Raw genomic sequence first — 21,845 nt, 5'->3', positions numbered from 1 at the left:
GGTGAAAAATAACAATGAATGAAATAGACGAAAAAAGAGAAGTAAAAAGACTACTTATACTAGCGGTTTTAGCTGGCAGAATAATGTTAAAAAATGGAGCAGAAACTTATAGGGTCGAAGATATGATAATAAGAATATGTAGATCAAGAAAAAATATTAAATATGTAGAAGCTTTTGTAACGCCAACAGGAATATTTGTATCTTTAGAGCATGGGGAAGAGGTTGTATCATATTTGCAAAGGATAAACACTATAAAAATTGACTTAAATAAAATCAATATGGTAAATGATTTTTCAAGACAATTTGTTGAATCAGATATGGGAATAGAAGAAGCAATTGAAAAGCTAAAAAAAATAGATGATGTTGACAACTATGATAATATAACTAAATTTTTATTTGGAGGTATTATTGCAGCATTTTTTTCTTTATTGTTCGGGGGAAATTTTCTTGATTTTTTAGCAAGTTTCTTTACAGGTATAATGGTTGTTGTTGTTACTACTAAATTGAACGAATTGGGAATTACTTTTTTTATAAGTAATTTTTGTGGAGCAGCAGTTGCATCATTATTATCTATACTCTTTGTTAAAATAGGGCTTGGTGCAAGCCCAGATAAAATTATAATTGGCTCTATAATGTCATTAGTTCCTGGAGTAGCCATAACCAATGCTATTAGGGATACTATGTCTGGAGATTTTGTCTCAGGACTTTCTAGAGGAATGGAAGCCATCATCACTGCTCTTTCCATAGCTTTTGGAGTAGGAATGATACTCAAAATATATTTTAAGGGGTTGATTTAATGGAATTTATTAAACAATTTGTTTTTTCTTTTTTTGGCACCATAGGAGCTTCTATATTGTTTAGCATACCTAGAGACTCTATAATAATCTCTGGAACTGTAGGATCCTTAGGATGGATGACATACACTTTTATATTAAGTAAATATTCTTCACCTGTAGCTGGTACTTTTTTCGGTGCTTTAGCTGTAGGTATTATAGGCGAATTACTTGCTAGACACTTAAAAAAACCAGCTACAGTATTTATTATACCTGGAATTATATCTTTAGTTCCAGGAGCAGGAATGTATTATACAATGTTGGCTTTAATAGAAAAAAGGTTCCTTGATGCGGCAAATATAGGTACAGAAACTTTATTTATAGCAGTAGCTATTAGCATTGGTATAGTCATATCCTCTTCTTTAAGTCGTTCAATAAAAAGGGTGCAAAAAAAAGCACAATAATTTATTTTGTATATTTTAGTATTGTATCTATTAATCCATCTATAACATCATCATCTGCCCCATTTTCTAATGAAGTTTTTATGCAATCTTTCATATGATCTTCTAAGATCATACCTCCAACCTTATTTAATGCTGATCTTACTGCAGCAATTTGTATAAGAATATCACCACAAACTTTTTCTTCATAAACCATTTTTTGAATGCCTTTTACTTGTCCTTCAATTCGCCTTAATCTATTAATTATAGCGGCTCTATCCTTGTCTTCTTTACTCACCCTTACATACCTCCTTACAATATTTTAACCATTTCAAAGCTTAAGTTATTAGTCTTTTCTATTTTCTTATCTATTTTTCTAAGAATAACATAAGATATGGCTAAAAATACTAGTCCTACTAAAAAACTATAATTTTCATAGCTTTTTATACCCATAGACTTAAATATATACATGCTTGCAAAAATACCTATTAACAACATACAAAAAGGAATCATATACGTTATCATTGCATATTTTAATATACTTTCACCTTTAGCTCTTAACTCAATTTCATCTCCTACATTAGCATTCAAAGTATTAGGTACAGTAATTACAATACCCGGTACATGACAGATACCAGAGCAACTTTCACAACTATCACCACAAGCTGTCATACGTTTTATCTTAACTTCAGCAATATTATCATCTTTTATTTTTGTTACTAATCCAACTTGATCCATATTATAAACCCTCCTTACTAATTAAATCTTTAACCACTTCTGAAGCTATTATTAATCCTGCTACAGGTGGAACAAAAGAAACACTGCCTGGAACTGGTTTTTTAGTTTCTTCATTTTTTAAGTTTATCTTAATAGGTTTCTCTTTAGACCATATAACTTTTAATGAATCTACTTTTCTTTTTCTTAACTCTCTTCTCACAACTCTCGCTAGTGGACAAGTACTTGTTTTATAAATATCTCCTACTAATAACATAGTTGGATCTAATTTATTTCCAGCTCCCATACAACTAATAATAGGAATATTTTCAATTTTACATCTTTCAATTAGATCTAATTTTGAACTAATCATATCTATGGCATCTACTACATAATTATATTCTTTTGATAATAGAGAATCTATATTAGTTTTTTCCAATTTTGCATTATATGTTTTTATATTGATATATGGATTAATATCCAATACTCTTTCTTTCATAGCTTCAACTTTATATCTGCCTATAGTACTATGTGTAGCATGAATCTGTCTATTAATATTTGTTATATCTATTATATCATAATCTACTAAAACAATATTTCCAATTCCTGATCTTACTAATGCTTCTACAGTATAAGAGCCTACCCCTCCTATTCCAAATACACATACTGTTGAATTATTTAATATATCCATTCCTTCTTTTCCTATAAGCATTTCAGTTCTCAAAAAAGGGTTATCCACAATTATCACCTACATTATGAATACTTTCCAGGGCAAAAGCCCTGGAATAATTTATTTTTCCAAATCTAACTTCATATGAACTTCTTTAAGTTGTTCTGAATCTATATTTGCTGGTGCTCCTGTTAAAAGACAAGTTGCACTTTGAGTTTTCGGAAAAGCAATTACATCACGAATATTATCTGTATCAGTTAAAAGCATTACTAACCTATCAAATCCATAAGCTATTCCGCCATGAGGAGGGGTTCCATACTTAAATGCCTCTAATAAAAATCCGAATTTTTCTCTGGCTTCTTCCATAGAAAAACCTAATGCTTTGAACATTCTCTCTTGAAGTTTAGAGTCACTTATTCTAATACTTCCTCCCCCCATTTCATCTCCATTTATAACAATATCATAAGCTTTTGCCCTAACTTTTTCAGGATTAGTTTCTAAAAGCTCAATATCTTCCTCCATTGGATGGGTGAAAGGATGATGTTTAGCTACATATCTTTCTTCATCTTCATCATATTCGAATAATGGAAACTCTGTTATCCAAACTAATTTCAAATCATCCTTTTCTATTATATCAAGCCTTTTGGCAATTTCTACTCTTAGATTGCCTAAACTATCAAATACCACTTTAGGTTTATCTGCAACAAATAATAATAAATCTCCTTTTTCTCCATCCATTCTGCTAATTATATTTTCTAATTCATTTTCACCTAAAAACTTAGCAATAGGAGAGGTAATACCTTCATCAGTTATTTTTATCCAAGCTAATCCTTTAGCACCAAAGGTCTTTACATAGTTTTCTAACTTTGAAATATCTTTTCTAGAAAAACTACTTTCATATCCTTTTATATTTATACCTCTAACTTCTCCATTATTTTTTATTGTACCGCTAAATACTTTGAAATTTGAATTAGCAACTATATCTGTTATATCTTTTAGTTCAAATCCAAATCTCAAATCCGGCTTGTCTGAACCAAATCTTTCCATAGCCTCATTATAAGTCATTCTCGCAATAGGCAATTCTAGCTCGATGCCTTTCATTTCTTTGAATATTTTATATAAAAGTTTTTCATTTATCTCTATTATATCTTCTATGTCTACAAAAGACATTTCTATATCTACTTGAGTAAATTCCGGCTGCCTATTTGCCCTCAAATCTTCGTCTCTGAAGCATTTTACTATTTGATAGTATCTATCCATACCTGAAACCATTAAAAGCTGTTTCATCAATTGTGGTGACTGAGGAAGAGCATAAAACTTACCTTCATTTACCCTACTAGGAACTAAATAATCTCTAGCACCTTCAGGAGTTGGCTTAGTAAGCATAGGAGTTTCTACCTCAACAAAATTGTTTTCATCTAAAAACTCTCTTATAATTTTTCCAGTCTTATGTCTTGCTTTAAGATTTCTTTGCATAGAAGGTTTTCTCAAATCAAGATACCTATATTTCAATCTCATATTTTCAGAAACATCATCATTATCTTTAATATAAATTGGAGGAGTTTCTGACTCATTCAATATCTTTAGTTCACTTGCTAGTATTTCTATTTCCCCAGTAGGTATATTTTTATTTATAGACTCTCTTTCTCTAACCTTTCCTTTAACTGCAATAACATATTCACTTTTAATTTTTTCTGCTTTCTTAAATAGTTCTTCTGAAATAGTATCATCAAATACAACCTGTGCTATTCCTTTAGTATCTCTTAAATCTGCAAATATTAATGAACCTAAATTTCTCTTTTTTTGGACCCAACCCATAAGCACTACTTCTTCATTAATATTTATTTTTCTTAAATCTCCACACATATGAGTCCTTCTTAAATTACCCATTTTTTCACCCATATCTCAAACCTCCCTGTTATATTTACAAAAACAAAAACCTCTCATCCATGAATTTCAGGGACGAGAGGTTTTATCTCGCGGTGCCACCCTAATTAGGTAATAGACCTCGCTTTTTTAACCTATTGACTCAAAGGTGTCTTCATCAAATATTGGCATCGGATTTCCACCATCACCGACTCTCTATAGCCAAGGGATTTAACTACTCTTCCTTATCCTAGTCTTTTAGTATGTTTTTAATAATTATAAGATAAAAATTAGATAGTGTCAATAAACTTCCTTTTTCTTTCTACCATTTCTTCAGTTCTAAGTAAATAATCTTTTAAACTCTTTACATTAGGAACCCTTTCAAATCTATTTTCATTAGGATAGAATATTTTAGATACTCCTCCTGCTCCCAATGCTATTATAGTTTCTCTTTCCTCCATTATAAGCATATTATAGATACATTCTTTTCCTTCAATGGAGTAGCCTATGTTTTCAAGATTTCCTAACATTTGCTTTTGTCTATATAGATAATATGGTAAAAGCCCCATATTTTTTGCATACTTCTTAGACAATTCCAGCATAGAATTAATAGTATTTTGATCTTTTAAAGAATAAGCATCAATTGTTTTTCTAAATTTAGAAACCCTTTTTACTGCCAATGTATGAACCGTTAAATTTTCAGGTCTTAATTCAGATATAATCTCCAATGTATTTTTAACATCATTTATATCTTCACCTGGAAGTCCCATTATTATATCCATATTTATATTAGAAAATCCTATTTCTCTTGCCAAATTAAATGTTCTAATTATATCTTTATCTGTATGCATTCTTCCAATAGTCTCTAATGTTTTTAAGTTCATAGTTTGAGGATTTATACTTATTCTTTCTATATAATTTTCCCTTAACATCTGAAGCTTTTCAACTGTCAGAGTGTCTGGCCTACCTGCTTCAACTGTTATTTCTTCTATGTTTTCTCTCCCAAATAAATTGTATATACTTTTAATTATTTTATTTAAATTTTCTGTAGGTATTGCAGTAGGGGTACCTCCTCCTATATAAACTGTGTATATATTTTTATTTTTCATTATCTTTTTTATCTCAGTTAATTCATATATAAGTTTTTCTGTATACTCATCTACATATTTTTTACTTACTTCTAAAGAATTTGATGGAAATGAACAATATATACACCTTGTAGGGCAAAAAGGAATGCTTATATACAAGCTAAATCTATCTTTTGATAATGGATAAATAAAACTTCTTTGCTTTTTAGCTACATCAATAATCAGCCTAGCCCTATCAGGATACAATTTATATTCATTTTTAAGGATATCATAAATTCCTTCCTCTTTAATTTGTTTGTCCATCAAATCATGTACTATTTTTACTGGTCTTACTCCAGTAAGTATTCCCCAAGGGGCTTCTAATTTTGCTATCTTTGAAATAGCTTCATAAATACTCTGTTTTATACCAGTTTTAATCTTTTTATTTAAATCATCTTTTCCAACATAAATATTATTTATAGACTCTATGGAAGAACTACTTACTATTTTTCCGTTTTTAAAAATTTCAGTTAAGGAAAAATAATCATCTTTAGCTTTCCTTAAACAATTTTTTATCAATATATTATATTCGTTGCAAGCTTTTTCATCTTTAATAAATTTAATTTCTTTTCCAAAGAAAAATAATTTAATTAATTCACGTACTTCATATTCATAATTATGTCCTTCTAAATAGACTAATATCATGTAATCACCTTTAACTTGAATTCTCTTGGAAGGTGCCTAGCTACTTTTTATTCTACAATAAATGGATTGGATGCTTTTTCTCTTCCTATTGTTGATGATGGACCATGTCCTGGGTATACAATAGTATCATCTGGATAAAGAATAAGCTTTTCCTTTATTGACTCAATAATTTGTTTATAAGAGCCACCTGGAAAATCTGTTCTTCCTATGGAGCCAGCAAATAAAGTATCTCCAGTAAATAGATTTTCTTCTATTTTTATGCTTATTCCCCCTGGAGTATGGCCTGGAGTATGAATTATTTCAATCATATGATTCCCAAATTTAAGCTCTTCCTTGTCCTCTACAAATTTATCAGCAATTACTTGAACCTTCCCTGTAAACATCATGCTAGATAAATTTTTAGTAGCATCTTTTAATAATTCTTCATCACCTTTATGAATTAAAATAGGTGCTTTAGTTCCATTTTTAACCTCTATTATCCCACCTATATGATCTCCATGTCCATGAGTAAGTATGATATACTTTATATTTAAATCAAGTTTCTTAATTCTTTCTAATATTGTATCCCCTTCTCCACCTGGATCAATAACTATACCTTCCTTTGTGTCCTCGCAATAAACAATATAACAGTTAGCAGCATATATACCTACTGGTAATCTTTCTATTTTCACAATATCCCTCCTAAAAAATTTTTTTACTATCTAAAAGAATAGTAACTGGTCCATCATTTTCAATATTTACTTTCATATCGGCACCAAATATTCCTTCTTCTACTTTTATATCATATTCTTTACTTTTTTCAATAAAATCTTTATATAATTTTTCTGCCAAATCTGGGGAAGCAGAGGCTGTAAAGTTTGGTCTTTTACCTTTTCTAACATCCCCATATAAAGTAAACTGTGAAACTACCAATAATTCACCTTTAATATCTAGAAGAGACAAATTCATTTTATTATTTTCATCTTCAAATATTCTAAGTCCTAAGACCTTTTTAACTAAATAATCTAAATCCTCTACATTATCCTCTTTTCCAATTCCCAAAAATACTAATAAACCTTTTTCTATTTCTCCAACCTTTTTATCATCAACTGTAACACTTCCATAATTAACTCTCTGAACTACAGCTCTCATTTTCTCCATCCTTTCTTATTTCTAAGTAGTCACTCTATAGACATCTATAACACCTTTTACTTTTTTAATCTTTTTCATTAATTGTCTTAGTTGGTTTATATCTTTTATTTCAAGGGTTATATTCATAACTACTAATTTTTCCCTATTTGTTCTAGCGCTTAAAGATAGAACTGCTAATTTTGCTTCAGTTATTCTTTGAGTTATGTCGGTTAAAAGCCCTGATCTATCAGTAGCTTTTATTTGAATTTCTGCTTGATAAGAAGCTTTTTCATCATCAGCCCATTCTACGTAAATAAATCTTTCGCCACTTCCTAAGTCTTCAATATTTGGACAATCACTCCTATGAATAGAGACCCCTCTTCCTCTAGTTATATAACCTACTATATCATCCCCTGGTACTGGATTACAGCATTTGGAAAATCGTACTTTTATGTTGTCTACTCCTTTTATTGTTACTCCTTGCTGAACCCTTTCCTTCTTTTTCGAAATTTGAGGAGTTATCTTTGGTTCTAAAATATTTTTTTCTTCTTTAATGTCATGACGTTCTTTATAAAACTCCTTAAGTCGCGGCATAACTTGGCTTAAAGTTACGCTTCCATAACCAAGACCAGCATATAAATCATCTGTATTGTTTAAGCTAAGTTTACTAGCAATATTCTTCAACCAATCTTCTTTTAAGATTTCTGTCAGCTTAAACCCTTGTCTCTTTACCTCTTTTTCTAGCATATCTTTTCCTTTTATAATGTTTAAATCTTTTTCCTCTCTCTTAAACCATTGTCTAATCTTTGTTTTAGCTTGACTGCTTTTAACAACTTTTAACCAGTCCCTACTTGGTCCTGTACTATTTGCGGAAGTAATTACCTCTACAATATTTCCATTTTTTAATTTATAGTCTAAAGGAACAATTCTTCCATCTACTTTAGCACCTACACAATTATTACCTACAGCTGTATGAACCCTATAAGCAAAATCTATAGGTGTAGATCCATTTGGCAAACTAATAACATCGCCTTTAGGAGTAAATACAAAAACTTCGTCAGTAAAGAAATCTATTTTTAAAGATTCCATAAATTCTTTAGGATCCTTCATATCTTTTTGCCATTCTAAAAGCTGTCTTAACCATGAAAGTTTTTCATCAAAATTATCTGTTTTTACAGTGCCTTCTTTATATTTCCAATGAGCTGCAATTCCATATTCAGCAGTTCTATGCATATCCCAAGTACGTATCTGAACTTCAAAGGGTTCTCCTTGTGGCCCTATAACAGTAGTATGAAGAGATTGATACATATTAGGTTTTGGCATAGCTATATAGTCTTTAAACCTTCCTGGAATAGGCTTCCACATAGTATGGACTATGCCTAATGCTCCATAACAGTCTTTAAGTGTATCTACAATTATTCTTATGGCAGTTAAATCAAAGATTTGTTCAAAACTCTTATTTTGATATACCATTTTTCTATATATACTATAAAAATTCTTTGGTCTACCACTTATTTCACAAGATACTTCCATTTCATCAAGCTTTTCTTGAAGGGTATTTATTATCATTTGAATATAAGCTTCCCTTTCCCTTCTTTGTTTAGAAACTTTATCTACTAATTTATAGTATCCTTCTGGATCTAAAAATCTTAAAGAAAGATCTTCAAGCTCCCATTTTATCTTGGAAATACCTAATCTATGTGCTAGAGGGGCATAGATTTCCAGTGTTTCTAGTGCCTTTTCTTTTTTCTTTTCCTCACTCATATACTCAAGAGTCCTCATATTATGCAATCTATCGGCTAATTTAATTATTATAACCCTTATATCTTTAGCCATAGCAACAACCATTTTTCTTAAGTTCTCAGCTTGATTCTCTTGTTTAGTCTTGTATTTTAATTTTTTGAGTTTAGTAACCCCTTCTACTAAATTTGCTACTTCTTCTCCAAACTCTTCTACTAGTTTTTCATAAACAACATCTGTATCTTCAAGTACATCGTGAAGCAATCCCGCCACTATAGTGTCAGTATCCATATTTAATTCAATAAGTATCATAGCCACATTATAAGGGTGAACAAAAAATCTCTCCCCTGAATTTCTATACTGACCTTCATGGGCAGCTTCTGCAAAACTATAAGCTTTAATTACTTGCTTCGTATTAGCTTGCGGATTATACTGTTCTATTTTTAAAATTAAGTTTTCTAACATAATTTCACCCACTCATTTCCTATTTGCTATTCCTTTTCCTAGATGATACCCTTATTAGCTAAAATTATTTAGACTATATAAGTATTTTACTTTAGCTCTTTCAATTATGTCAATTTTTTCATTAAAAGCTGTCAAAACTTTAATAAAATAAAATCCATCTTTATTTATAAAATCTATAAAATCCATATCCTTAAGTATTTCAAATATTAGATCTAATTTAAATCTTGTTATATTTTGATTTGTTTTTCTATTTATAGAACTTAAGTATGTATCTGGTTCAACTTTAAAGCCTTTCCCTTTCATAGCAGTAAATGTTTTACATACAACTTTCATTTCCTCTGCTGTAGGAGAAAAAATATTCATTAGCTTTTTGTTTTTTTCTATATCCTTTTTAGTAAATAAAAATTCTATATTTAAATCCTTTGAATTATTCATAAAATCTAGTAAGCCATCTTTATTTAAATTTAAATCATACAAAATAACTTTCTCATAGTCTTTAAAATCTATTTCTGATAAAATAGGTAATATAACTAAACCATTTGGCTTGGTTTTATCACTTAAATTATAGGTAATAGAAGTTCTTTTAATAATATCTCTACCTTCCATTTTAATTGCCTTTAAAATCTCTTGTAAATTATAATAATTAAAAACTAATACCAGTATAGAGTCTTCATTTTTTAGCTTATCAATAATAATCTCAAGCCTATCATCTTTAGGATAAAAATTTAAGTTTGAAGGGTCAGGATAGTTTTGTTTGTTTTTTAGTTTCAAACATTTTTTAATATGGTAATAATAATCTTTATCTAAATTAGATTGGTAAAGTTCTATATCAGCTATATCTCTAATTTTAAATTGGGGATTTACCATTCCCATATATTCATTAATTTCTAATGTAGTTATAACATTTATACTATCTCCAACCTCTAGTATATTTTCATATTTTCCAAAGTTAAATGCTATAGCATCCACTTTATTGTTATCCTTTTCCAATACTAGTTTCAAATGTTTGTTATCCCTTCCTACACTTCTAATATTATCTATTAATGCCTCTCTATATATAAATTGAGGAGAAGGGTTTTCTATTCCAAAAGGTTCAAGCTCTTTTAATTCCATTATAGTTTCCAAATTTATATCTTCTGGCCCTATTTCACAATCAATAGATATTTTCGGTATAAAATCTTCCTCATCTAAAGAATCTATTACAATATTATTTATTTTTTTTCTAAAAACTTCAATATTTTTGGTTTTAATAGATATACCTGCTGCTTGCTTATGACCTCCAAATTTCTCAAAGAGCCTTCCACATTTAGTTAAACTATCATATATATCAAGTGTTGGAATACTTCTTGCTGAACCTCTAGCCAAATCTCCTTCTATGGCAAATAATATTGTAGGTTTAAAATACTTATCGGTTAATTTAGAAGCACATATACCAATAATACCTGAATGCCATTTATCTGAAGCTAGAACTATTACCTTATCTTTTTCTAAATCTACTTGTTGTTTTATTAACTCTTCTGCTTCTTTTAATATTCCATCTTCAATTTCTTGTCTTTTTTTATTCTCTTCGTCTAGTTCTTTTGCTAATGTAAAAGCTTTCTCATAGTCTTTGGATACAAACATCTCCACACCAGTAGAAGCGACTCCAAGCCTTCCTGCTGCATTAAGCCTGGGTCCCAATACAAAGCCTATATGATAAGAAGATATCTCTTTATTCTTAAGCCCTGATACCTCTAAAAGAGCTTCCAGACCTATATTTAATCTTTGCCTATTATTCACTATTTTTAATCCATTTTTTACTATGACCCTATTTTCACCTACTAGCGGCATTACATCGGCTACAGTACCAACAGCTACTATAGGTAGTATTTGTTCATAATCTATAGATATGCCAAGTTTTTCAGATAACCCTTGTACCAATTTAAAAGCTACACCTACTCCAGCCAATTTTTTAAATGGGTAAGAACAATCTTTTCTATTAGGATTTATAACAGCAACACAATTAGGTAATACCTCTCCACATTGATGGTGATCTGTAACTATAACATCAATATCTTTCTTGTTTAAATAATCTACTTCCTCTATATTAGTTATTCCGCAATCAACTGTAATCACGAGAGAAACTCCCAAATCACTTATTTTATCAACGGCATTTTTATTTAATCCATAACCCTCTTCAAGCCTATTAGGAAGATAATAGATACAATTAGCACCAATCTTCTCTAAAAAAAGAAGCAATACAGAAGTACTAGTCACACCATCAGCATCATAATCACCATAGATACATATTTTTTCATCGGATTCTATAGCCTTAATAATTCTTGCTACAGCTTGTTCCATATCTTTTAATAGAAAAGGATCTATTAAACTATCCAAATCTGTATTTAAAAAGTTTCTTGCTTCTTGAACTTTACAGAAACCTCTATTTATTAGTACTTTTGCCATAAGAGGGGATATATTTAATTCTTTACAAAGTGTATCTACTTCAGAATAGTCTTCTCTATATAAACTATATACCTTATCAAACTTTACCATATAATCACCTCATAATTTAGCTGTTATTTCCATCTAGAGTATTAGTATCCTTTTCTTCTTCAATGTCTAATACTTCTTTCTCCTGTTCTTCTAGCATAAGCATTAGTTCATTCTTTTCTTTCTTTATACTTTCTAGTTTTTTATTCAATTCTTTGTTATCTCTTTTTAGCTTGAAATTTTTCACACTTCCCATAATAGCTACTATAACTGCACCTAAGATAGCTGAAATTAATATAACTAATGCCTGTGATATATTAACTTTTCCAAATATAAAGTCTATAAGAACTTTATTTGCATTTTTTAATGCAAACACCGCTACCATAATTGCAAATAATAATGAAAAAATAAATCCTCTCTGCACAATACTTCCTCCTTAATACACGATTTAATAATATATTACAATTTTTTCACTTGAATTGGAAGTCTTTATTATTTTTATACTATAAAAAACTGCCTTTCGGCAGTTTTTTAAGCTTTTCTGGCATTGTATTTTGCATCTTTTTCCTTTGACTTAAATACATACCACAAAGGACTTGCAATAAATATAGAAGAATAAGTTCCAGCAATAACACCTATAATCAATGGTAATGCTAAAACTTTAACATCTTCAACCCCTAAAATATACAATAATAAAATTGTAACTAAAGTAGTTATAGATGTATTTATAGTTCTAGTCAATGATTTTTTAATGCTATCATTTACTACTTTTTCATAAGAATCTTTTCTTGATAATCTTCTAGTTTCTCTAATTCTATCAAAAATAACTATAGTATCATTTATAGAATAACCTAAAATAGTCAATATAGCAGCAATAAATGATCCATTTACTGGTATTCTAAATATTGCGTATACCGAAAGCATAATTAAAATATCATGGGCTAAGGTAATTATTGCAGATATTGCAAATTTAAATTCAAATCTCCATGAAATATAGATAAGCATTGCTACTACAGCTATAGCTGAAGATAATAAAGCTTTTTGTCTTATTTCTTTGCCCATTGTTGGTCCAAATTTTTGAGATTGAACCAAATCTTCGTCTTTTAATTTATACTTTTCCTTAAATTCATTAAAAATTTGATGTATCTCTTTATTATTAAAATCTTTTTTACTTTTAATCTGTATTTCATCTTTTTTTTCACCAGAATGAACTATACTTGCCTCTTTATCAAATTTATCAACAATCAGTCTAACTTCATCTACTGAAATAGTCTTACCAATTTTAATTTGTATTAATGTACCGCCTTCAAAATCTATTCCTCTATTTAATCCATTTACTGCCATCATTATCATACCAACTATTATGATTGCTAAAGAAATAGAGAAGAATATTTTCCTGTTTTTTATTATATCCACCTACAATCACCCCTTTTCTAAGCCCCATATAACTTAGTATTTTTTGCACCAGTCATATTTACCATAAGTTTTAATAAGTGTTTAGTAATAAATACAGAAGTAATCATAGAAGCAATAATACCTAGTATAAGTGTTACTCCAAAACCTTTTATAGGCCCACTTCCAAAACCATACAATACTAGACCTGCTATTAAAGTTGTTATATTAGAATCAAGTACTGATGAAAGTGCTCTTTTAAAACCAGCATCTATAGATGCTCTTATAGACTTTCCTACTCTTAGCTCTTCTTTTATTCTTTCAAATATTAATACATTGGCATCTACAGCCATACCTATAGAAAGTATAAGACCTGCAATTCCAGGTAAAGTAAGTTTTGCTCCTAAAGATTTCATACCAATCAATACTAGCATAATGTATATAGTTAATGCTATATCAGCTACTAATCCTGGTATCTTATACATAATAAGCATAAATATGAATATAATCATAATAGCAATTGCTGCCGCTTTTATACTCCTATCTAGGGCTTCTAACCCTAGTTTAGGTCCAATTACTGAAGATTGTATTTCTTTCATCTCTACTGGTAAAGATCCAGCTCTAATCAAGGTGGCAAGTCTTCCTGCCTCTTCTATTGTAAAATCACCTTGTATTACTGCTCTACCATCATCTATAATTGCATTAACTACAGGATTAGATATAACTTGATCATCTAATACTATATAGATTATTTTTTCTGTAGGTTCTGTTTTCGGTGCCAATCTCTTAGTAGCTTCAGCAAACTTCTTAGTTCCTTCTTTATCAAATTCTAAAGATACTACTGGTTGTTCTCCACTACTATCCATTTTTTGATACTGTGGTTCAGAGCCTTTAACATTTTTTCCAGTTAAAATTTCTTTACCATCTGGATCAACAAATTTAAGTTGTGCAGTTTTTCCTATCATATCTATAGCTTCCTGAACATCTTTTACTCCTGCTAATTCTATCCTAATTCTATTATTCCCTTCTATAACTATATTAGGTTCAGAAACTCCCAATCCATCTACCCTTTCACTAATTACAGCTTTTGATTGCTCCATAATTTTTTGAAGTTCTGCACCTTGGGCATCTGTTTGAGCTTCCAATACTACATATACTCCACCAGCTAAATCTAATCCAAGTTCCACTGCTTCTCTAGCATTTGGTATTTTTATTTTCCCAATATCAGCTCCATTGATAGCCGTATAAGAACCCAAAAATACTAAAGAAATTATTATTAAAAATATAATAGTACTTTTAAGCCTCATTCCTCTTCCTCCCTCTAGTATCTAATACTATATGATTATATAGTTGTTTAAATTTACAGTCAACTAACTAATAAAAATCTTAATTATTCCTATTCTTCTAAATTAGCCAAAATTGATATAGCACATTCGATCCTTTTCTTCTCCATTTCGCAACCTATTTTATATGGTTTAGTAATATCCTTATTAGTATTGTAAGCATTAGCATGACAACCACCGCTACAATAAAATCTTGCCCAACAAGTTTTACATTCTTCTTTACTAAAAACATTGCTTTGTTTAAATTTTTCCCTTATATCAGAGTTTATAACCCCATTAAACACATCTCCTAGTTTAAAATCATCATTTCCCACAAATTGATGGCATGGGTATAAATCTCCTTCAGGTGTCACTGCCATATATTCAGAACCTGCACCGCATCCTGTTGCTCTTTTAATTAAACATGGCCCTTGATTTAAATCTATCATAAAATGGAAAAATGTAAAGTCCTTGTCCATCTTTTTTATTTTAATATATTCCTTAGAAAACTCTTCATATTCATTTAATATTGTATCCAAATGCTCTTCTTTTATTGCATATTCTTCTTTGGGATCTGTAACTACAGGTTCTATGGAGATTTTTTTAAAACCTAAATTATAAAATTCTAAAGCATCTCTAGTGAAGTCCAAATTATTACTTGTAAAAGTTCCTCTTACAAAATAATCTTTATCCCCTCTTTTATCAGCCATTTCAATAAACTTAGGAACTATGATATCATAACTTCCTTTTCCATCAACAGTAGTCCTCATATTATCATTTACTTCTTTTCGCCCATCAAGGCTTAGTACTATATTGTCCATATTTTCATTAATAAATTCCATCTTATCTTCATCTAATAATACACCATTAGTAGTTATAGTAAATCTAAATCTTTTATTATGGTTTTTTTCTAATTCTCTACCATAAGCTACTAAATCCTTAACTACTTCAAAATTCATTAATGGCTCTCCACCAAAAAAGTCCACTTCTAAATTTTTTCTATTTCCTGATGAATTTACAATAAATTCTAAAGCCTTCTTGCCTACTTCTAGAGGCATTAAAAGTCTTTCCCCTTTAAAATCACCTTGAGAAGCAAAACAATACTTACACCTTAAATTACAATCATGGGCTACATGAAGACACAAGGCTTTTACTATATTTTCATTATTATAATTAAAATTGTTCATGTTTATATTTTCTGAAAACAAAAGTCCATCTTCTTTAATTTTAGTTATTTCACTATGAGCTTCTATTATCTCATTTTTAGAATACTTTTTACTTAATTCAGATATTATTTCTTTTAAATCCTTGTTTTCATAATAGTCTAATACATCATAAGCTACTTCATCTACTAAATGTACTGCACCACTATTTATATCTAATACTATATATTTATTGTTAAGATGAAATTTATGAATTTTTTGGCTGTTTAACATATGATATCCTCCCACTAACTATTAAAATAAAAAATGACAAATTAAAAAGTAGTGGATAAAACCACCACCTTTTTTTAAACAATACTATTTATTCTCGCACTTTTGATTTCCTACAGTACAAGAAGTCTTGCATGCTGATTGGCATGAGGTTTGACACTCTCCACATCCACCTTTAGCTAATGTGTTTTTTAAATTTCTTTTTCCTAAAGTTTTTATATGCTTCATTATAACTAATCCTCCTTCTGATAGGAATAATACCTTATAAATTATATCATAAATGAATATACATTTAAAGTTCTATTTCAGATTAATTCCAATCATTCCACCAATTATACCAATAACTAATGAAACTATTATTTTAGTTATAAAATACATATTAAACATAAAAGGTTTTATGAAAATTTTGTTTAATATTATAAGGATTACTATATACAATAGACCTATTATTCCTCCATTTAACCACCCTTTTTCTCCTATCTTCAAAGTTAAATATATTGATCCCAAAACAATACTTACTATCATAACTACTGTAGTTAAAATTGGAATACTACTTTCTTTTAAATTTGTGTAAGTTAAAAGCAAAGATATTATGGTAAGCATTAAAAAAGTAACAATATATGAAATTAAAATCCCTTTTAATAAATATAAAGCATAATCAGATTTTTTAATATCCATAAAATTCACCTCCTATATTCCTTAATCAATATTTATTTTAGAAAAGTGAATTTTATTACTTTAAATATAAAAAACTTCCTTTTAGAAGGAAGTTTTTATATTATTTTTCATCTTTCTTTTCAGTTGAATCCTTTTTAACAGGTTTTTTATTAACCACACTACCTACAGCCCATTTAGTAATATCAAATTTAACTTTATCAGGGCCTACTTCTACAGTTACAATATCTTCTTTAACTTTCACTACCTTACCATAGATTCCTCCAATAGTTATTATCTTATCTCCTGCTCTAAGAGCCTCTCTCATTTCTCTAACTTGTTTCTCTCTTTTTTGTTGAGGCCTTATTGCTAGAAAATAAAAAATCACTAAAAAAGCAATTGGCAAAATTAATCCTTGAATATTCGCTGGCAAATCTATCCCTCCTTCACTCTATCTTTTATTCAACAAAAGTTTTCTAATTCCTTCTTAATTTTAATTAATATATCCAAATTTTTTATAAAACTCTTCTCTATATTCTAAAAGTCTATCCTCTTTAATAGCCTCTCTTATATTTTTCATTAACTTAATTAAGAAATAAAGGTTGTGTATAGTAGCAAGTCTTGAACCTAGTATTTCATTTACATTAAATAAATGTCTAATATAAGCCCTTGAATAATTTCTACATGTGTAACAATCGCATTCAGGATCTAATGGGCCAAAATCTTTGGCATACTTAGCATTTCTTATAACTAATTTTCCATGGCTAGTAAGAGTTGTACCATTTCTAGCAATTCTAGTTGGTAACACACAATCAGCCATATCTACACCACGAATTACTGATTCAAATAAATAATCTGGAGTTCCCACTCCCATTAAATATCTAGGTTTATCTTTAGGAAGCATAGGTGTAGTAAAATCTAATATTTCACACATTAAATCTAAAGGCTCTCCTACGCTTAGCCCTCCAATAGCATACCCTGGAAAATCTAAATCTGTTATAGCTTTTACACTTTCTTCTCTCAAATCTTTGTACATTCCACCTTGAACTATTCCAAATATACCTTGTCTATCCCAATCTTTATGATATTCTTTACATCTCTTTGCCCATCTACTAGTTCTTTCCATTGATTGCTTTATATATTCCCATGTACTAGGATAAGGGGCACATTCATCAAAAGCCATCATAATATCTGAACCTAATGAATTTTGTATTTCAATGGATTTTTCTGGAGTTAACATATGTTTCGAACCATCAATATGAGATCTAAACTCTACTCCTTCTTCTGTTATCTTTCGGAGTTTCCCTAAACTAAATACTTGAAATCCTCCACTATCTGTAAGTATTGGCTTATTCCAATTCATAAATTTATGAAGTCCTCCTGCCTCTTCAATAAGTTTATGTCCTGGCTTCAAGTATAAGTGATAAGTATTTGCTAGTATTATTTGAGCTCCTAATTTTTCAACCTCTTCTGGTGTCATAGTTTTTACAGTAGCTTTAGTTCCTACAGGCATAAATATTGGTGTTTCTATAACTCCATGAGGAGTATATAATTTCCCTAGCCTAGCATTACATTCACTAGATTCTTTTATAAGTTCAAATTTTATTGCCATACAAATCCTCCTCATTTAATTAACATAGCATCTCCAAAACTAAAAAATCTATACTTTTTTTCAACTGCCCTATTATAAGCATTAAGGGTGTTTTCCCTACCAGCTAAAGCACTTACAAGCATTATCAAAGTAGATTCTGGCAGATGAAAATTGGTTATTAATGAATCTACTACCTTAAATCTATATCCTGGGTAAATAAAAATATTCGTCCAGCCTTTACCTTCTATAACTTTGCCATCATCATTGGCTATACTTTCTAAGGTTCTTGTAGAAGTGGTGCCTACTGCAACAACCTTTCCACTATTTTCTTTAGTTCTATTTATTATATTAGCCGCCTCTTTTGAGACTTCAAAATATTCTTCATGCATATGATGTTCTTCTATATTTTCAACTTTAACCGGTCTAAAAGTGCCAAGTCCTACATGAAGAGTTATATATACAATATTTACTCCTCTATTCTTAATTTCTCCTAAAAGCTCTTTAGTAAAATGTAGCCCTGCAGTAGGAGCAGCAGCTGAGCCTTTGTTTTTCGAATAAACTGTTTGATACCTTTCTTTATCTTCAAGCTTCTCTTGAATATATGGAGGTAGAGGCATCTCCCCTAATTCATCTAATATTTCTTCAAAAATTCCTTTATAACTAAAATCTATAATTCTAGTACCATCCTCTTCAATACTCAATATTTCACCCTGAAGCTTGCCTTCTCCGAAAACTATTTTGTGTCCTGGTCTTGCTTTTTTCCCAGGCCTAACTAAAGTCTCCCATTTATCATCTTCTATTCTTTTTAATAATAAAAATTCAATACTTTCTTTTTTACCTTCTCTACTTCCAAATAATCTTGCTGGTATTACCCTAGTATCATTTAAAACCATACAATCTCCTGGATTTAAATATTCTAATATATCTTCAAAATGTCTGTCTTTAGTTTCTCCTGTCTCTCTATCTAAAACCATTAATCTAGATTTTTCTCTATTTTTAAGTGGATGTTGAGCTATCAGTTCTTCTGGTAGTTCATAATAAAAATCTTCTTTCTTCATTTCATCATCCCTTGCTAGTTATTTTTTAAATAAATTTAGAATTAAAGTTAAAATTAAACTTATAATCAAACTTGAAACTATAGGAAAGAAAAATGTAAAGTTACCTTTCTTTACAAAAATATCTCCTGGTAATTTACCTAATCCTATTTTTCCACCTAGTAATATCACTGCCCCAAGTATAAGGAGTACTATACCTATTGTTATCAGAATCTTTCCCATGTACTCCATATAATCACCTCTATTCTTCATATGGAATATTAAAATGTTCATATGCTCTTTTGGTTACAATTCTTCCTCTAGGTGTTCTATTTAAAAATCCCATTTGCAATAAATAAGGCTCGTAAACATCTTCAATTGTTGTCCTCTCTTCTCCTGTAGCTGCTGAAACTGTATCTAATCCTACAGGCCCTCCATTAAAATTATCTATCATAGTTAAAATAAGCTTTCTATCTACACTATCTAAACCTAAACTATCTATTTCCAAAAGCTTCAAAGCATCATTAGCTACATCTACAGTTATAACTCCATCTTCTACTACTTGTGCATAATCTCTAACCCTTTTTAAAAGTCTATTGGCTATTCTTGGAGTCCCACGTGATCTTTTTGCTATCTCTAAGGCACCTTTGTCTTCAATCCCTATTTTTAAAATATTTGCAGATCTTCTTACAATCATTTTAAGACTTTCTTCATCGTATAGATCTAAGTTTAATATTACACCAAACCTATCCCTTAAAGGAGAAGTTAAAAGACCAGCTCTTGTAGTAGCTCCTATAAGAGTAAATTTAGAAAGATCTAATCTTACAGATCTAGCACTAGGACCTTTGCCAATAATAAGATCTAGTGCAAAATCTTCCATAGCTGGATATAGTACTTCTTCTACACTCCTATTTAATCTATGGATTTCATCTATAAATAATACATCATTTTCTTCTAAATTAGTTAAAATACTAGCTAAATCCCCTGGCCTTTCAATGGCTGGTCCAGAAGTTACCCTTATATTTACACCCATTTCATTAGCAATAATATTAGCCAAAGTAGTTTTCCCTAAACCTGGAGGTCCGTACAATAGAACATGATCTAGACATTCTTCTCTTTCCTTTGCTGCTTTTATGAAAATATTTAATTTTTCTTTTACTTTCTCTTGACCAATATATTCTTCAATCCACTTTGGTCTTAAACTTGTGTCATTTTCAATATCTTCAGATCTCAAATCTCTTGATACAATTCTGTTTTCATCTTCAATCATGACTATCCATACCCTTTCTTATTTTTTAGACATGTTTTTTAATGTTATTCTTATGATCTCCTCTGTGGTTAAACCAGTGATATCTACTTTGGCTAAAGCTCTGTCTATCTCGCTTTTAGTATACTCTAAACCCATAAGTGCATTAGTAGCTTCTACAACACTATCATCTTCCATAGTTATGTTTAGATTATCATTAACAACAATATTTTCATCTATTCTATCTTTTAATTCAAGTATTATACGACTTGCCGTTTTTTTACCAATCCCTGGGGCTTTGCACAATATTTCAGTATTATTATTAATTATGCCCAGCTTAATATCGTTAGGAGTTAAAACAGATAATATCCCCATTGCTATTTTAGGTCCTATTTTAGAAACTAATAAAAGTAATTCAAACATATCTAATTCTTCCCTTGTTGCAAAACCATAGAGAAATATTCCATCATCTCTCATATTAAAGTATGTATATATTTTTACATTTTCTCTATTATCTATATTTGATAAAGAATTATTGGACACATATATTTTGTATCCTATTCCATTGTTCTCTAATACTAAATAATCTTCTTGTATTTCCATTATATTTCCTATAATATACTCGTACATCAAAACACCCCATTATTTCATTCTGAACATTTCTTTAAATTTCAAAGAACTTCCATGGCACAATGCCAATGCCAATGCATCTGCAGCATCATCAGGTTTAGGTATTTCTTTTAAATTTAAGAGCATCTTTACCATCTCTTGAACCTGTCTTTTTTCTGCTCTACCATACCCTACCACACCTTGTTTTACTTGTAAAGGTGTATATTCATATATATTTAGCCCTTTATGAACTGCAGCAAGTATCTCTACCCCTCTCGCTTGTCCAACCTTTATAGCTGTTTTAACATTTTTATTAAAAAACAATTCTTCTATTGCTAAATCAGTAGGATTATATTTATCTATTAAAGTCGTCATATCATCATATATTATTCTTATTCTTTCTGTAAAAGGAATATTAGCCTCAGTAGTTATAGCTCCATAATCTAAAGCTTTAAATCTATTGCCCTTACACTCTATTACTCCATATCCTACAATAGCTATGCCTGGATCTATTCCTAATATAATCATAGTTATCCCCTTTC

At 29.8% G+C, this 21,845-nt stretch carries 24 protein-coding genes and 1 other annotated feature; of the genes, 2 read left to right on the top strand and 22 right to left on the bottom strand.

What is annotated here, in order from left to right; translation table 11 throughout:
* The first annotated feature begins 14 nt into the window (after positions 1 to 14).
* A complete protein-coding gene (locus FYJ27_RS10735) occupies positions 15 to 797 on the top strand; it encodes a threonine/serine exporter family protein (protein WP_154484830.1) in 783 nt (260 codons plus the stop codon).
* Positions 797 to 1,237 carry a threonine/serine exporter family protein gene (locus FYJ27_RS10730; RefSeq protein ID WP_154484829.1) on the top strand — a complete coding sequence of 147 codons (441 nt, stop codon included), beginning with the start codon at positions 797 to 799 and terminating at the stop codon, positions 1,235 to 1,237. The genes FYJ27_RS10735 and FYJ27_RS10730 overlap by 1 nt, the downstream gene beginning before the upstream one ends.
* 1 nt (position 1,238) lies before the next feature.
* Here the strand turns inward: FYJ27_RS10730 and FYJ27_RS10725 are convergent, their stop codons facing one another.
* The 22 genes from FYJ27_RS10725 to ruvC all read right to left on the bottom strand — a co-directional run bounded on the left by FYJ27_RS10725 (position 1,239) and on the right by ruvC (position 21,831).
* Complete coding sequence (locus FYJ27_RS10725; protein ID WP_216383956.1) at positions 1,239 to 1,511, bottom strand: metal-sensitive transcriptional regulator; 273 nt, start codon at positions 1,509 to 1,511, stop codon at positions 1,239 to 1,241.
* 14 nt (positions 1,512 to 1,525) lie between these two features.
* Complete coding sequence (locus tag FYJ27_RS10720) at positions 1,526 to 1,951, bottom strand: SoxR reducing system RseC family protein (protein WP_154484828.1); 426 nt, start codon at positions 1,949 to 1,951, stop codon at positions 1,526 to 1,528.
* A 1-nt stretch (position 1,952) separates the two neighbouring features.
* On the bottom strand, positions 1,953 to 2,666 hold the full coding sequence (locus tag FYJ27_RS10715) for a tRNA threonylcarbamoyladenosine dehydratase (protein ID WP_326831080.1): 714 nt from the start codon (positions 2,664 to 2,666) through the stop codon (positions 1,953 to 1,955).
* Between the two features lie 51 nt (positions 2,667 to 2,717).
* Positions 2,718 to 4,499 carry an aspartate--tRNA ligase gene (gene aspS / locus FYJ27_RS10710; RefSeq protein WP_154484827.1) on the bottom strand — a complete coding sequence of 594 codons (1,782 nt, stop codon included), beginning with the start codon at positions 4,497 to 4,499 and terminating at the stop codon, positions 2,718 to 2,720.
* A 53-nt stretch (positions 4,500 to 4,552) separates the two neighbouring features.
* Positions 4,553 to 4,724: a binding site (T-box leader), on the bottom strand.
* A gap of 29 nt (positions 4,725 to 4,753) precedes the next feature.
* Positions 4,754 to 6,235, bottom strand: a complete 1,482-nt coding sequence (gene hemZ, locus FYJ27_RS10705; RefSeq protein WP_154484826.1) for a coproporphyrinogen dehydrogenase HemZ — start codon at positions 6,233 to 6,235, stop codon at positions 4,754 to 4,756.
* 47 nt (positions 6,236 to 6,282) lie between these two features.
* A complete protein-coding gene (locus FYJ27_RS10700; RefSeq protein ID WP_216383963.1) occupies positions 6,283 to 6,906 on the bottom strand; it encodes an MBL fold metallo-hydrolase in 624 nt (207 codons plus the stop codon).
* 10 nt (positions 6,907 to 6,916) lie between these two features.
* Positions 6,917 to 7,366, bottom strand: coding sequence for a D-aminoacyl-tRNA deacylase (gene dtd / locus FYJ27_RS10695; RefSeq protein WP_154484825.1), 450 nt, complete (start codon positions 7,364 to 7,366; stop codon positions 6,917 to 6,919).
* 21 nt (positions 7,367 to 7,387) lie between these two features.
* Positions 7,388 to 9,550 carry a RelA/SpoT family protein gene (locus FYJ27_RS10690; protein WP_154484824.1) on the bottom strand — a complete coding sequence of 721 codons (2,163 nt, stop codon included), beginning with the start codon at positions 9,548 to 9,550 and terminating at the stop codon, positions 7,388 to 7,390.
* Between the two features lie 54 nt (positions 9,551 to 9,604).
* A complete protein-coding gene (gene recJ, locus FYJ27_RS10685; RefSeq protein WP_154484823.1) occupies positions 9,605 to 12,085 on the bottom strand; it encodes a single-stranded-DNA-specific exonuclease RecJ in 2,481 nt (826 codons plus the stop codon).
* A gap of 16 nt (positions 12,086 to 12,101) precedes the next feature.
* Complete coding sequence (locus FYJ27_RS10680; RefSeq protein ID WP_216383969.1) at positions 12,102 to 12,446, bottom strand: LapA family protein; 345 nt, start codon at positions 12,444 to 12,446, stop codon at positions 12,102 to 12,104.
* Between the two features lie 107 nt (positions 12,447 to 12,553).
* Complete coding sequence (secF, locus tag FYJ27_RS10675; protein ID WP_326831079.1) at positions 12,554 to 13,438, bottom strand: protein translocase subunit SecF; 885 nt, start codon at positions 13,436 to 13,438, stop codon at positions 12,554 to 12,556.
* Between the two features lie 17 nt (positions 13,439 to 13,455).
* Positions 13,456 to 14,721 carry a protein translocase subunit SecD gene (gene secD / locus FYJ27_RS10670; protein ID WP_154484822.1) on the bottom strand — a complete coding sequence of 422 codons (1,266 nt, stop codon included), beginning with the start codon at positions 14,719 to 14,721 and terminating at the stop codon, positions 13,456 to 13,458.
* An 89-nt stretch (positions 14,722 to 14,810) separates the two neighbouring features.
* The gene (gene scfB, locus FYJ27_RS10665; protein ID WP_154484821.1) at positions 14,811 to 16,172 is read right to left on the bottom strand and encodes a thioether cross-link-forming SCIFF peptide maturase; all 1,362 of its coding nucleotides are present in this window, start codon (positions 16,170 to 16,172) and stop codon (positions 14,811 to 14,813) included.
* Positions 16,173 to 16,256: 84 nt separating this feature from the next.
* Complete coding sequence (gene scfA / locus FYJ27_RS10660) at positions 16,257 to 16,397, bottom strand: six-cysteine ranthipeptide SCIFF (RefSeq protein ID WP_154484820.1); 141 nt, start codon at positions 16,395 to 16,397, stop codon at positions 16,257 to 16,259.
* A 72-nt stretch (positions 16,398 to 16,469) separates the two neighbouring features.
* Complete coding sequence (locus tag FYJ27_RS10655; RefSeq protein ID WP_154484819.1) at positions 16,470 to 16,847, bottom strand: TIGR04086 family membrane protein; 378 nt, start codon at positions 16,845 to 16,847, stop codon at positions 16,470 to 16,472.
* A gap of 100 nt (positions 16,848 to 16,947) precedes the next feature.
* Positions 16,948 to 17,256, bottom strand: coding sequence for a preprotein translocase subunit YajC (yajC, locus tag FYJ27_RS10650; protein ID WP_154484818.1), 309 nt, complete (start codon positions 17,254 to 17,256; stop codon positions 16,948 to 16,950).
* A gap of 60 nt (positions 17,257 to 17,316) precedes the next feature.
* Entirely contained in the window at positions 17,317 to 18,435 is a 1,119-nt protein-coding gene (tgt, locus tag FYJ27_RS10645) for a tRNA guanosine(34) transglycosylase Tgt (RefSeq protein WP_154484817.1), read from the bottom strand.
* 11 nt (positions 18,436 to 18,446) lie between these two features.
* Complete coding sequence (gene queA / locus FYJ27_RS10640; protein ID WP_154484816.1) at positions 18,447 to 19,472, bottom strand: tRNA preQ1(34) S-adenosylmethionine ribosyltransferase-isomerase QueA; 1,026 nt, start codon at positions 19,470 to 19,472, stop codon at positions 18,447 to 18,449.
* Between the two features lie 18 nt (positions 19,473 to 19,490).
* Positions 19,491 to 19,700, bottom strand: a complete 210-nt coding sequence (locus FYJ27_RS10635; RefSeq protein WP_154484815.1) for a DUF2905 domain-containing protein — start codon at positions 19,698 to 19,700, stop codon at positions 19,491 to 19,493.
* Between the two features lie 10 nt (positions 19,701 to 19,710).
* Positions 19,711 to 20,718 (bottom strand): Holliday junction branch migration DNA helicase RuvB, encoded by a 1,008-nt coding sequence (gene ruvB / locus FYJ27_RS10630; RefSeq protein WP_154484814.1) that lies wholly within the window; start codon positions 20,716 to 20,718, stop codon positions 19,711 to 19,713.
* An 18-nt stretch (positions 20,719 to 20,736) separates the two neighbouring features.
* Complete coding sequence (gene ruvA, locus FYJ27_RS10625; RefSeq protein WP_154484813.1) at positions 20,737 to 21,324, bottom strand: Holliday junction branch migration protein RuvA; 588 nt, start codon at positions 21,322 to 21,324, stop codon at positions 20,737 to 20,739.
* 12 nt (positions 21,325 to 21,336) lie between these two features.
* Positions 21,337 to 21,831 carry a crossover junction endodeoxyribonuclease RuvC gene (gene ruvC / locus FYJ27_RS10620; RefSeq protein ID WP_154484812.1) on the bottom strand — a complete coding sequence of 165 codons (495 nt, stop codon included), beginning with the start codon at positions 21,829 to 21,831 and terminating at the stop codon, positions 21,337 to 21,339.
* Positions 21,832 to 21,845 lie beyond the last annotated feature (14 nt).

Source organism: Anaerosalibacter bizertensis (assembly GCF_009696605.1).
Lineage (GTDB): Bacteria > Bacillota > Clostridia > Tissierellales > Sporanaerobacteraceae > Anaerosalibacter > Anaerosalibacter bizertensis.
The sequence above is the reverse complement of the archived record's forward strand: the minus strand, read 5'-3'. Positions and strand labels throughout refer to the sequence as shown.